This window comes from Reinekea sp., assembly GCF_046710285.1.
Classification (GTDB): Bacteria; Pseudomonadota; Gammaproteobacteria; order Pseudomonadales; family Natronospirillaceae; genus Reinekea.
This window is the reverse complement of sequence record NZ_JBKEGY010000002.1, coordinates 269,390-282,708: the sequence shown is the minus strand read 5'-3', so window position 1 is coordinate 282,708 and position 13,319 is coordinate 269,390. Positions and strand designations below refer to the sequence as shown.

Genomic DNA, 13,319 nt, shown 5'->3' with positions numbered 1-13,319 from the left:
GAGGTGTTTCGCTGCTTATATAATATCAATAGCTGTTCAATAAATTTAGCCTGTTCTTCTGGTAAATCTTCTAACGACATATCCTCAAACAATGGCATGATCCATTGGCGTAAGTATAAAATACTCGCCACTATTGAATATTGCTGTATTAACGGCAGCAATAAGCTCAGCTCATTCGTTGCTTCTTCTTTTTTACCCTGAATACTAAGCACGGCCACCATGAGCAAACCTAAACGAATAAACTCTAACTGATAAGGACGGCCTTCGAATTCACGTAGCGGCTCGTAGACACTTTCGATTCGTGTTAATACTTCACCATAACGTTGGCAGGCAATATGACCGTATAGCTGAGCACGTAAAATCACATAATCTCGCACACTGTCTGGTTTTTGAATCGGCGGCGTGGTCTTCAGCCAAGTTTCAATCTTTTTGATTTCATCGTTTTGCCACCAATACATTAACTGCACTTCCATGGAGTATGGAATTAAATGTTCGGCGACATTTTTTCGCGCTAGGATACCTTCATGCTGTGTGGATAAATCACGCGCGACAGTCGGCTTACCTTTTAGCATTTCCATTTTTAGAAGCCAGCCTAATAGATGCTGCCCCCAGAACTCATCCCAGTTTTGTACGTAGGTGCTCACATCGTTAATTAACAGCCGAGCTTCACGTAAATGGTAAGCTTCTAAAGCTAGCTCCGCTTGACTAAACAAGGCAAAGCAAGCGTTGTAACCGCTATTGACACTATGCACAGAGGCATACTCATGAACCTCTTTGGCCAGTGAGATAGACTGGCCAAAATCGCAACGTTGCTTCCATATTTGTGCTTGCTGGTTGAGGCTCCACAATACAGCATCGTGGTTTGCTTCTTGACGACTGAGCAATTCACTTTCTTCATAAATAGACAGTGCTCGATCAAGCTCGCCTTGTTCAAATTTTACGTTGGCGTAGGTCAACAAAGCAGATTGACGCCGGGTATTCGATTCAGGGAAAAGCGCTAACGCTTTGCGCGCGGCTTTTTCTGTTTTCGGAAAATCACCTAATGAAAAATAAGCCTGAGAACGAACAGTTTCATACTCCGCTTGTAGAATTGTCGAGTCTACTTCTTGTTCCTCTATATAGTTTTGCGCCAGTGCCAAGATAGTTTCGACACGCTTAGGGTCTCCTGAAATAGCTTCAACCCAACAAAAAACCAACGTCAGTTTACTGTTTTTTGCGATAACATCGTCTGTTAACTCTTTAAGACACGAACGCACCAACTCATAATGTGCTTTGTGAATTAAATCATCACCGTAGTCCATTAAAATACTGACAATTTGGTTTTGATCTTGTGAGCGAATGGCATGATCTACCGCGCCGACAATATATCCCATATTTAAGAAAGCTCTGCTGGCGAGAAAATGCAGTTGCTTTATGTCTTCACCAGACATGGTTGATAGTTTGTGCTGTAAAAACTCACGTAAGAGATGATGGTAGCGAAACCACTGCTGTGGTTCATTAAACTGAACTATAAACAAGTTTTGCCGCTGCAAATATTCGAGCACTTCGTGTACATTAATGTCTTTTGTTAATGCTTCTGATATTTCAACATTAAATCGCTTCACAATACTGGTCGCGAGCATAAATTGTTGCACGTCTGCTGGCAGTGCATCAAAGACTTCAGAATCAAAGTAATCAATGGCGTTTAAGTCTTTTTGGTCTAGTCGAGCTTTCAATTCATCAAAGGACGGCTTTGATTTCAACCCTAAGACAATTAGCTGAAGCCCAACCGCCCAACCTTCAACATGATCTAATAGCTGTTTAACATCGCTCTCTTCAAGTTGAAAGCCACCACCCAACTGCAGGAAAAAGCTTTGGGCTTCTTGAACGCTAAACCCAAGTAGATCGTTATCAAGGTCTGCCACCAACCCTTGCAGCCTCAATGACATGATGCTCGCGGGTGGGTCTGAGCGTGTCGTTAACACCAGGGTGACGTGCGGTGGCAAATGTTTAGCCAGATAAGCAATTGCGTTGTGAATTTCGTCGTTTTTAATTAGGTGAAAGTCATCTAGAACAACTATTAATCGTTGATGTATGCGATCTAACTCAAACAAAAGTTGACCAAAAAGTGACTTTAATTGTGTATTTCTATCATGCACTCCTGCATGACAAAGCTGCTCTGACAAGCGCACTTGTTTAGCAATGGCAGAAATAAAGTAAGCAGCAAAGGTAACCGGGTCAGTATCTTCAGGATCTAGTGATAACCAAGCTAGACGCGATTCGGGTTCATCTTCTTTTAATGCCTTAAAGCCATGCAATGCTGCCGTGGTTTTACCGAAGCCAGCCGGTGCACATAAAACGACCAGAGGCTGCTTACAGGCAGCAACAAACGCATCATCTATGCGCTGCCGATGAATCGCATTCGGTGGTAAGTAAGGCACCGATAGTTTCGAGGGCACTAAATACTGAGAAGGGATAGATTCGGACATGAATCACACACTACCTAATTCGATTACAGAACCATACATAATACAGACCAGTGCGGGTGAGTTTCAAATGAACCAAGTCAAACTTTGATCAATTAGTGCACGAAATAGGCTTTATTTTGAAAATAGTGCCCTGAAAACGCAATTTCCCCAGACTTATTGGCTTTGATATTTGCGCAATGCTCAGAACAAAGCCAAAATAGCCGCCATCATTAATTTAGCGTTAGGACATAAATCATGACAAACCCTACCTCGCAGGACCTCTTTGAACGCGCTCAGAAACACATTCCAGGGGGCGTTAATTCACCTGTACGCGCCTTTAAAGGAGTGGGTGGAACGCCAATTTTCTTTGATCATGCCAGTGGCGCTTACATGTTTGATACGCAAAATAAACGTTATATTGATTATGTACTGTCTTGGGGTCCAATGATCCTAGGCCACAATGCGGAGCCCGTCACTAAAGCCGTTCATGCGCAAATAGATAAAGCAATGTCGTTTGGTGCACCTACTTTGCTCGAAATTGAAATGGCCGAAAAAGTCTGTGAACTGATACCATCTATTGAGAAGGTTCGCATGGTTAACTCAGGTACTGAAGCAACGATGTCGGCTATCCGCTTAGCGCGAGGACACACAGGCCGTGATTTATTAGTTAAATTTGAAGGTTGCTATCACGGTCACTCTGATAGTTTGCTCATAAAAGCAGGTTCAGGCGCTCTAACCTTTGGCGTGCCGACCTCCCCTGGCGTTCCTGCCAGTGTCGCTAAACACACCATTACCCTTGAATATAACAATATCGACGATGTTAAAAAGTGCTTTGCCGAGCTTGGCGACCAAATCGCTGCTGTCATCGTTGAGCCTGTTGCCGGCAACATGAACTGCATTCCCCCTAAAGATGGCTTTTTACAATCACTCCGTACAGCCTGTGATGAATCAGGTGCAATATTAATTTTTGATGAAGTTATGTGTGGCTTTCGAGTCGCATTAGGCGGTGCTCAAGCTCATTATGGTGTAAAAGCTGACTTAACAACCCTTGGTAAAGTCATTGGCGGCGGCATGCCTGTCGGTGCATTTGGTGGCCGAGCAGATATTATGGATAGTTTGGCTCCTACGGGTCCTGTCTACCAAGCCGGTACCCTGTCTGGCAACCCTGTTGCTATGGCGGCAGGCTTGGCTGCTTTAGATGAAATTTGTAAGCCTGGTGTTTACGAACAATTAACTGAGCGCACGACAACCTTAGTCACTGGTATTGTCGAGGCCGCGAAACAGGCAGGCCTCGCCATGACGTATAACCAAGTAGGCAGCATGTTTGGTTTGTTCTTTACCGATCAAACATCTGTCAGTAGCTTTGCCGAGACCTCTAAATGTGACGGTGATGCCTTCAATACTTTCTTCCACGGAATGCTCGAAGAAGGCGTTTACTTAGCACCTTCTAGCTATGAAGCAGGCTTTTTATCTCTCGCCCACAGTGAACAAGATATTGAAGACACTGTTGCTGCAGCGAGCCGTGTTTTTACAAAAATGACGAGCTAAGGAGAGCTTACTCACCCGTTGCCACGACACGGTTTCGGCCGTGTTTTTTGGCAGTGTAGAGTCTTTTATCGGCAAGGTTAATCGCTTGTTGGGTGTTGCTAAAATCTACAACTTTGGCGACACCTATACTAATGCTGACTTGCAACGGTTTTATCTGAGAAAATGAGTTTTCCTTTTCAACTCCAGCGCGTATTTTTTCTGCAACTTTTATGGCTGAATCTAAACTGGTTTGTGGCAATAAAAACAAAAACTCTTCCCCGCCCCAGCGAGCAATAAAATCTTGTTTGCGAATTGACTTACGGAAATAGTTGCTTAATGACAATAGGACTTCATCACCAACTTCATGTCCATATTGATCATTTATTTTTTTAAAGTGATCGACATCTGCAATTAAAAATACCAGGCTACTTTCATATCGTTTAGACCGCCCGGTTTCATACTTAATACGTTCGAACATACCTCTTCGATTAAGCAACTGAGTCAATGGATCTATCGTCGCTTGAAGTTCAAACTTTTTAGTCAATTCAGAAAGGTTTTTATAAGTGCTTTGACGAGAATACTCATAAAACCCTGCTAAAAAAGTCAGTGTTGCAAACGAATATAGAAGCCGTGTTTTAAACTCTTAAGAGTATTCTGCGGCATCAATATAATTATTTGGGAAGAAAACAATAACGCAATATAACAAGACAAATACACTTATATTGAAAATGCCATTTTTTATACCCGAAAAAAACATAATCACCGGAGGCACCAAAAAAATCCACAAGGGACCTGTGTTGTTAGTACCACCACTGTACACAAGATATAAACAAAGAATCATTAAGACCAGCTGAAGAAAAAGACTACTGGTGGCAGCCGAGGAATAGGAGCTAGAAAAACGTAGATAAAGGTGGGCTGATAAAAATAAAGCGAAACCAACAAACAGAACAATTGCCAAAGCCCATTCTTGATGAATCAACCCTCGTATTCCCAGAATAAAAGTTATGGTAAATCCAACAGATGCAAATAAGTTAACTACTGTAACCTTGCGGGTAACCTCAAGGCTGGCACCTTCTCTTAAACCGGTACTTAGAAATTTGCCTATTGCACCTTTAGTTCTAGTTCGGAAATTAGACATATTAATATTCAATTTTTAAGTAATGAGTACAACTCCGTCGTAATGCTTAACTCGAGCTAGGGATCCAAACACACACCGCTCCTATAATTAATGAATACTAACAGTCTAGTTTAATATTATGCCTACGCCACTTATTAGGTCAAACTTAACCCCAAAATCAATAAATAGAAGGATATGTTAACTACTCGCTGCAATAGCCACTTTCGAACCGTTTACTCGCCCTAGTTCATGACTAATATAGTTGCCCGCTGCAATTAATTTACATAGGTCTACTCCATGCTTAACCCCTAAACCATTAAGCATGTATACAACATCTTCAGTCGCAACATTACCGGAGGCACCTTTTGCATAGGGGCAACCGCCTAAACCAGCAATGGAACTATCTACTATGGATACTCCCATTTCTAAAGCGGCGTATATATTGGCTAAAGCTTGGCCATAGGTATCATGAAAGTGCACAGCTAGGTTTTCTAGCGGTACTTGCTTAGCCGTCGCTTCTAAAATACGGTTAACAGCAGCAGGTGTACCGACACCAATCGTATCGCCTAATGATATTTCATGGCAGCCCATTTCAAACAAAATACGTGAAACCTCGGCGACTTTTTCAACCGAGATGTCACCTTCATAGGGGCAACCTGCAACACAAGATACATAGCCCCTCACTTTGATATTGGCACTCTTTGCAGCCAACATGATAGGTTCAAAGCGCTGAATGCTTTCAGCTATTGAGCAGTTAATATTTTTTTGGCTAAAGCTTTCTGACGCTGCTCCAAAAATAGCCACTTCTGAAGCACCCGCTTGCAATGCATCTTCAAAACCCTGCATGTTTGGCGTAAGTGCTGCGTAAGTCACGTTGCTTTTGCGCACCAAGCCTTGAAAAACTTCTGCACTGCCAGCCATTTGAGGAACCCATTTAGGGTTTACAAAACTGCCCGCCTCAACATGCACAATACCTGCATCCACTAACTTATGAATAAGCTCAATTTTGGTGGCAACAGAAATGGGCTGTTTTTCATTTTGTAGACCATCTCGTGCACCTACCTCAACTATTTTGACGTTAGCGGGGTATTTCATTTTTTATCTCTCTGCTGCGTTTATCTATTCATTAGCACTAAAGGTTAATAGCTCAGAACCGCCTTCAACGAGTTCTCCAGCTTGATAAAAGAAGGCATCCACTTGACCATCGGCAGGCGCCTTAATAGTGTGTTCCATTTTCATGGCCTCCATAACTAACAACGGGTCACCCTTTTTAACGGCTGACCCAACTTCTACCAACAACGTTACCACTGTGCCGTTCATGGGTGCGGTTAAACCACCCCCTGCGCCGTGCAAATCATCAACTCCTAAATCGGGCTCCGCCAAGGCAAAGGTTAGCACGCTGTCAGCACTGTGTTGGTTTGATCGATACAAACTAATATTGTTGTCGTGTTCTGCAGCCATGGCTTGAAACTGGTAGCCATCAACGTCAACCTTGAATGTATTTCCAACCAAAGAGCCCAGTGCCTTAACTGTTTTACCATTACAATGGATATAATAGCCAAGCTCCACACCAACCTGTTGATGCTCAACATCAACTTTATATTCGGCTTCGCCTAAGCTGATGTTTAGAGTTTGAACATTGTCTTCTACTGATCGCCAAGCATTATTTTGATGCCAAGGAGAGGTTGTATCGGTCGCTTTCACTAAGCGACCTGTCGATGTTTCATGTACCGGCTTTTGCTTTTGACGTAGCACTAGATATAACGCAGCTAATGGTAAGTCTGATTCTAAATCGCTTACTTTTGGTTGGAAGATTTCGCGGTGATGCTTCTCGATAAAGCCTGTATCGAGTTGCGCGGTTCGAAACGGTTTGCTATTGGCTAAGTTATATAAAAAACCAATATTGGTGGTCATGCCACTAATTTGGTACTCGCTTAAAGCCTTGATTAACCGGCTTAAGGCGCGGTCACGGTCTTCATCCCATACCACTAATTTGGCGATCATTGGGTCATAAAATACACTGACCTCATCACCTTGTCGCACTCCAGTATCGACACGAACATACGCGCTTTCTTGCGGTTGGTTCAGATAAGCAATTTTACCGGAAACAGGTAAAAAGTCGTTGTCGGGGTCTTCTGCATATATTCGTGCTTCGAAGGCATGCCCATTGATGGTTAATTCAGCTTGCGTGCGCGGCAATGTTTCACCTGCAGCAACCCGCAACTGCCACTCGACTAAATCTTGGCCCGAAATCATTTCAGTCACAGGATGCTCTACTTGCAAGCGAGTATTCATTTCCATGAAGTAAAAGGAACCATCTTCATCTAATAGAAATTCAACCGTGCCGGCGCCTTCATAATTAATCGCTTGCGCGGCTTGGATTGCAGCTTGGCCCATCGCATCTCTAAGTTCCGCACTCATACCGGGTGCAGGCGCTTCTTCGATAATTTTTTGGTGCCGGCGCTGAACCGAGCAATCGCGTTCAAACAAATACACCGCTTTATTAAATTGATCACAAAAGACTTGAATTTCTACATGGCGCGGCTGAGTTAAATATTTTTCCACCAGCATGGTGTCATCACCAAAGGCGTTAAGTGACTCACGCTTGGCAGCTGCGAGTGCTTCGTCAAACTCTTTCGCTGCCCAAACTTGCCGCATACCTTTACCGCCACCACCGGCTGTTGCTTTTAACAACACGGGGTAGCCCATATCATCGGATGCTTTGCGCAGTATTTCTGGATTTTGGTCATCGCCGTGATAACCCGGCACTAAAGGCACACCCGCTTCACCCATAATATGTTTTGCCGCAGATTTAGAACCCATGGCTTCAATAGCTGCAATCGGTGGACCGATAAAAACAATATTATTATCCGCACAAGCTTGGCAAAAGGCTGAATTTTCTGAAAGGAAACCATAGCCAGGGTGAATCGCTTGCGCACCTGTTTTAACCGCAGCTGCAATAACTTTATCGGCACATAAATACGAATCGCGAGACGCAGCACCACCGATGTGAACCGCTTCATCTGCTAAGGTGACATGCAATGCATCCTGATCGGCATCACTGTAGACAGCAACCGTACGAATACCCATTTTGCGTGCCGTACGAATAACACGACAAGCAATCTCACCACGATTCGCAATCAGAATTTTATTAAACATTGGGGTTCCTTTTTGTGTTTTAGGCTTCGGGCTGCGGGCTGCGGGTTCAAACCTAAAACCCGCAGCTCGCAGCCAATAACCGATTTTCACATCCTAAACAAGCCAAATTTTGTTTCTTTAATTTCTTGGTTGAGACTGGCGGAGATTGATAGTCCTAATACCATTCGCGTATCGGCGGGATCTATAACGCCGTCGTCCCATAACCTTGCAGATGCGTAGTATGGGTGACCCTGCTTTTCATAGGTGTCAATGATCGGTTGCTTGAAGTCAGCTTCTTCGCTTGCGCTCCACTGCTCTCCTGCCTTGGTTTTTTGGTCGCGTTTTACTTGCGCCAATACGCCTGCGGCTTGCTCACCACCCATGACCGAGATTCGTGCGTTGGGCCACATAAATAAGAATCTTGGGTCGTACGCTCGGCCACACATGCCGTAGTTTCCAGCGCCGAACGAACCGCCAATTAATACGGTAAACTTTGGAACTTGGGCAGTTGCTACTGCGGTGACCATTTTGGCACCGTGTTTTGCAATACCGTTATTTTCGTATTGCTTCCCAACCATAAAGCCGGTGATATTTTGTAAGAACACCAATGGTATTTTTCGTTGCGCGCATAATTCAATAAAGTGTGCGCCTTTTTGGGCGGATTCACTAAATAGAATACCGTTGTTCGCCACAATACCAACGGGATAACCATAAATATGCGCAAAGCCACAAACTAAGGTTGTACCGTATAAGGCTTTGAATTCATCAAACACAGAGCCGTCAACAACACGCGCAATCACTTCACGTACATCGTAAGGTTGGCGCGTATCTTTTGGGATAATGCCGTAAATTTCTTTCGGGTCGTAAAGTGGTTCTTTCGATTCAGTTACCGCTAACTCTACTTTTTTGACTCTGTTTAAACGCGCAATGGCATCGCGTGCTAATTGCAATGCATGATGATCATTTTGTGCGAGGTGGTCGACCACGCCCGAGATACGACTGTGTACATCGGCACCGCCGAGTTCTTCGGCACTGACTACTTCGCCTGTTGCGGCTTGTACTAACGGCGGACCAGCTAAGAAAATAGTACCCTGTTCTTTAACAATAATAGATTCATCTGCCATGGCAGGTACATAAGCACCACCGGCAGTACACGAGCCCATGACTACCGCAATTTGTGGAATGTTCAACGCGGACATATTTGCTTGGTTAAAAAAGATTCTGCCGAAGTGATCTCGATCAGGGAACACCTCATCTTGACGCGGCAGGTTCGCGCCACCGGAATCAACCAAGTAAATACAAGGCAGGTTATTATCCTGGGCAATTATTTGTGCTCGCAAATGCTTTTTCGCAGTAAGCGGGTAATAGGTGCCGCCTTTTACGGTCGCATCGTTGGCGACAATCATAACTTCTTGACCGTTGACTCGACCGACTCCGGTAATGATACCAGCCGCATGGACATCTTCGCCGTAGACATCCCAAGCCGCTAATTGCGATAGCTCCAAAAAAGGTGAGCCCGGATCAATCAAAGCGGTTATCCGATCTCTTGGTAGTAATTTGCCACGAGAAAGGTGACGGGCGCTGGCACTTTCACCACCGCCTTGTTTGATGATGGTTAACGTCGCTTTTAAATCATTGACTTGCGCTTGCATCTGCTCAGCATTAGCTAAGAAGACTTCGCTTCGGGTGTTTATTTGGCTTTTGAATTGGCCCATATCGCTACCTTCACAACCATCAAGGTTGATAGAAATTTATTTGGTTTCGTTAAAGAGTTCACGACCAATTAACATCCGACGAATTTCACTGGTGCCTGCGCCAATTTCATATAACTTCGCATCACGCAGTAATCGACCCGCAGGGAATTCATTAATGTAGCCATTGCCACCCAATAATTGGATGGTATCGAGTGCTTTTTGAGTTGCGCGCTCTGCGGTATATAAAATAACCGCCGCTGCGTCTTTACGACTGGTTTCACCTCGGTCACAGGCTTTTGCGACGGCATATAAATAGGCGCGTGATGCATTCAGCTCAGTGTACATGTCGGCGACTTTACCCTGCACCAATTGGAACTCACCAATGGCTTGATTGAATTGCTTGCGGTCATGGACGTAAGGAACTACCAAATCTAAGCAAGCTTGCATAATACCGACTGGCCCGCCCGATAAAATGGTACGCTCGTAATCTAACCCGCTCATCAATACCTTAACGCCCTTGCCTTCTTCGCCTAAAATATTTTCAGCAGGCACTTCGCAATCTTGAAAAACCAGTTCGCAGGTGTTCGATCCACGCATACCCAATTTGTCGAGCTTTTGCGCTTGCGTGAAACCATTAAAACTACGTTCGATAATAAAAGCCGTGATGCCTTTAGAGCCCGCCGACGTATCGGTTTTAGCATAGACCACATAAGTGTCAGCATCGGGACCGTTAGTGATCCACATTTTATTGCCGTTAAGAATGTACTTATCGCCTTTTTTGTCAGCACGCAGCTTCATACTGACGACATCGCTGCCTGCACCGGGCTCAGACATCGCCAATGCACCAACGTGTTCGCCTGAGCATAATTTAGGTAAATACTTTAATTTCTGTTCATGCGAACCGTTCTTATGAATCTGATTAACGCATAAATTCGAGTGAGCACCATATGAAAGACCAACTGAAGCAGACGCACGCGATATTTCTTCCATCGCAACTGTATGGGCGAGATAACCCATATCAGAACCGCCATATTCTTCTTTAACGGTGATACCCAATAAGCCCATATCACCAAATTTACGCCACATATCAGCTGGGAACTCATTATCTTGGTCAATTTGTTCAGCTCTAGGTGCTATTTCAGCTTGGGCGAAGCGGTAAACAGTGTCCCGCAACATATCAATGTCGGAGCCAAGATCAAAATTCAAAGTGGCGTATTGGGTATTCATCGGTTTCTCCAGCCAATTATCGAATCAAGCATCGATAGTTTGTTTTTATTTGTTTTAGATAGTACTTAACCTTTACGTTAACGTAAAGCGCTAAAAGGTGCAAAACTTGGTCTCCTTTAAATTAGTAGATACTTACAATTTAGCGACTATACTAATAAATATATTCAAAATGATTCCCTATATACGACCCTATGAACTGGCTATTAATACTAATCACACTTCTGGCGCTCGCTGGCTGGGTCCATGCTGCCATAAAACAAAGGCGCTCGTTAGAAATAAGGCAGACCCTAGAAAAAGAAGTTGATTTAATTCACAAGTCAATTCAAACCATCGGTGCCGGTACTTTCTATTACGGCATAGAGACGGATGCCTCATATTGGGACTCAAGATCAAAAGAAATTTTTGGCTTTCCTGAGCTTTCAGACCCTATTCCACCAGGTTTTTGGGAGTCCCGTATTTATAAGGACGACCGTAAACGCGTCATTGCTCAGGCAATTGAGTTATTGAGCGATTCTGGTTCAACTATCATGAGCCATGACTATCGAGTGGTCATGCCTTCCGGTGGCATCCGTTGGGTTAGTGGTACAGCCTATCTAAGACGAGATCACGACGGGAAAATCATTGAATCTTTCGGTTTTCATTTTGATTTAACCAGTCAGAAAAACTACGAACAAGAGCTCATCAATGAACGTCAAAAAGCCCTGCAAGGCATGCAAGCTAAAACACATTTTTTAGCGAATATGAGCCACGAAATTCGCACACCCATGAACGCTATTCTAGGCATGATTGAACTGCTCGATGACCGTAACCTAGGCTCTGTGCAGAGCAATTACTTGAATACCTTAAAAAATAGCGGTGACCTGTTAATGCGCATTGTTAACGACATCCTCGACCTCAGTAAAATGGAAGAGGGTAAGCTCAAGCTTGATTCAAAGCCCTTTAACTTAAGAGAAGTTGTTAAACAGTGCTTAACCGTTTATACACATGCAAGTGAGCATAAGAATATATTCCTAGGGGCTTATATTGATCAACGAATTCCAGATGTTGTTAATGGTGACTCTACGCGTTTACAACAGGCCTTAATGAACTTAATTGGCAATGCGTTTAAGTTTACGCATGAGGGCTCAATTAATCTGATTATTACATCGCTGGAAGATAACAGTGGAATACGAATTGCCGTAACAGACACAGGCATAGGAATAGCCGAGCAGCACCTGAGTAAGCTGTTTAATCGCTTTGAACAAGGAAGCACTAATATCACCAATACCTTTGGTGGTTCTGGTTTAGGCTTAACAATCATTAAAAGTATCGTTGAATTATGGCAAGGGCAGCTTGGAGTTGAGAGTGAATTAGGCAAAGGTTCTACTTTTTGGATTGAGCTTCCTATATCAGAACCGCGAGTCGAAATCGATACCACAACTGAAGGCTCGACGGTGTTGATTTGTAGCCGATTTACTGAGTTAGCACAACTTTGGAGGCAAGACGAACATGCGCCATCTTTTGACTTCGCCGATAACGCACTTCGGTTCAAAGAATTGTTTGCCCAAGGAAGTTATGACCATGTGATTGTAGAACAGCGGGCGCCGGGCGGAAGCGGCCCTCAACTGCTGACTTGGGTCAAAGAGATATCGCCAGATACATTCACGACGTTAATTGGCTTTGAAACGTTCGTCGGCGACTGCAGCAACCTTCCTGCTGTTGATCGATATTGTGCCAAGCCCTATGTAGTTCAAGAGCTATGGTGTAAGGAAAAACAATTTCCAGCTTCTAAAGCTATCCTAGACGCCCCCTCATTTAGCCATGTTTCGGTTCTAGTGGTAGACGACAATCAATCGAACCTAATTGTCATTAAAGGCTTACTAAAACGTTTTGGTATAAAAGCAAAAACTTGCTTGTCTGGCACCGAAAGCATACAGATGTGTAAAGTCCATAAGATAGATCTGGTGCTAATGGATTACGAAATGACCGATATGAACGGCCCTGCTGCTGCTCAAGAAATTTTAAAAATATCTCCGCACAGAATAGTCGGGCTGTCGGCGCATGTCGGCGCGGAGTTTATTGATGCCTGCCTAGCCTCAGGAATGTCTGATTTTTTAACTAAGCCGATAAATAGCAGTGACTTGGCCGCTCTATTAGGGAAGTATTTTCCGAGCGACCAAACACAATAAT

The 13,319-nt window shown here is 44.0% G+C and carries 9 protein-coding genes; 2 read left to right on the top strand and 7 right to left on the bottom strand.

The window, feature by feature from the left end; genetic code table 11:
- Positions 1 to 2,468: hypothetical protein (locus ACI882_RS02875; protein WP_411748436.1), on the bottom strand; the 2,468-nt coding region annotated here is incomplete at its 3' end.
- Between the two features lie 234 nt (positions 2,469 to 2,702).
- Between ACI882_RS02875 and hemL the strand changes: the two genes are divergently transcribed.
- On the top strand, positions 2,703 to 3,995 hold the full coding sequence (hemL, locus tag ACI882_RS02870; RefSeq protein ID WP_411746322.1) for a glutamate-1-semialdehyde 2,1-aminomutase: 1,293 nt from the start codon (positions 2,703 to 2,705) through the stop codon (positions 3,993 to 3,995).
- Positions 3,996 to 4,002: 7 nt separating this feature from the next.
- On the opposite strand, the gene ACI882_RS02865 is transcribed toward hemL, so the two are convergent.
- The 6 genes from ACI882_RS02865 to ACI882_RS02840 all read right to left on the bottom strand — a co-directional run bounded on the left by ACI882_RS02865 (position 4,003) and on the right by ACI882_RS02840 (position 11,150).
- Positions 4,003 to 4,518, bottom strand: coding sequence for a GGDEF domain-containing protein (locus ACI882_RS02865; RefSeq protein ID WP_411742807.1), 516 nt, complete (start codon positions 4,516 to 4,518; stop codon positions 4,003 to 4,005).
- 99 nt (positions 4,519 to 4,617) lie between these two features.
- On the bottom strand, positions 4,618 to 5,112 hold the full coding sequence (locus ACI882_RS02860; protein ID WP_411742808.1) for a hypothetical protein: 495 nt from the start codon (positions 5,110 to 5,112) through the stop codon (positions 4,618 to 4,620).
- Positions 5,113 to 5,289: 177 nt separating this feature from the next.
- Positions 5,290 to 6,186, bottom strand: coding sequence for a hydroxymethylglutaryl-CoA lyase (locus ACI882_RS02855; RefSeq protein ID WP_411742809.1), 897 nt, complete (start codon positions 6,184 to 6,186; stop codon positions 5,290 to 5,292).
- Between the two features lie 24 nt (positions 6,187 to 6,210).
- A complete protein-coding gene (locus ACI882_RS02850) occupies positions 6,211 to 8,250 on the bottom strand; it encodes an acetyl/propionyl/methylcrotonyl-CoA carboxylase subunit alpha (RefSeq protein ID WP_411742810.1) in 2,040 nt (679 codons plus the stop codon).
- Positions 8,251 to 8,336: 86 nt separating this feature from the next.
- Positions 8,337 to 9,944: a carboxyl transferase domain-containing protein gene (locus tag ACI882_RS02845; protein ID WP_411742811.1), complete on the bottom strand. Its 1,608-nt coding sequence runs from the start codon at positions 9,942 to 9,944 to the stop codon at positions 8,337 to 8,339.
- 36 nt (positions 9,945 to 9,980) lie between these two features.
- The gene (locus ACI882_RS02840) at positions 9,981 to 11,150 is read right to left on the bottom strand and encodes an isovaleryl-CoA dehydrogenase (protein WP_411742812.1); all 1,170 of its coding nucleotides are present in this window, start codon (positions 11,148 to 11,150) and stop codon (positions 9,981 to 9,983) included.
- Between the two features lie 191 nt (positions 11,151 to 11,341).
- Between ACI882_RS02840 and ACI882_RS02835 the strand changes: the two genes are divergently transcribed.
- Entirely contained in the window at positions 11,342 to 13,318 is a 1,977-nt protein-coding gene (locus tag ACI882_RS02835) for an ATP-binding protein (RefSeq protein WP_411742813.1), read from the top strand.
- Position 13,319: the final 1 nt, after the last annotated feature.

Coding starts and splice junctions, on each gene's coding strand:
- ACI882_RS02860 (WP_411742808.1), bottom strand. CDS start 5,112: ATGTCTAATTTCCGAACTAGAACTAAAGGTGCAATAGGCAAATTTCTA.
- ACI882_RS02850 (WP_411742810.1), bottom strand. CDS start 8,250: ATGTTTAATAAAATTCTGATTGCGAATCGTGGTGAGATTGCTTGTCGT.
- ACI882_RS02840 (WP_411742812.1), bottom strand. CDS start 11,150: ATGAATACCCAATACGCCACTTTGAATTTTGATCTTGGCTCCGACATT.
- ACI882_RS02835 (WP_411742813.1), top strand. CDS start 11,342: ATGAACTGGCTATTAATACTAATCACACTTCTGGCGCTCGCTGGCTGG.
- ACI882_RS02855 (WP_411742809.1), bottom strand. CDS start 6,186: ATGAAATACCCCGCTAACGTCAAAATAGTTGAGGTAGGTGCACGAGAT.
- ACI882_RS02845 (WP_411742811.1), bottom strand. CDS start 9,944: ATGGGCCAATTCAAAAGCCAAATAAACACCCGAAGCGAAGTCTTCTTA.
- hemL (WP_411746322.1), top strand. CDS start 2,703: ATGACAAACCCTACCTCGCAGGACCTCTTTGAACGCGCTCAGAAACAC.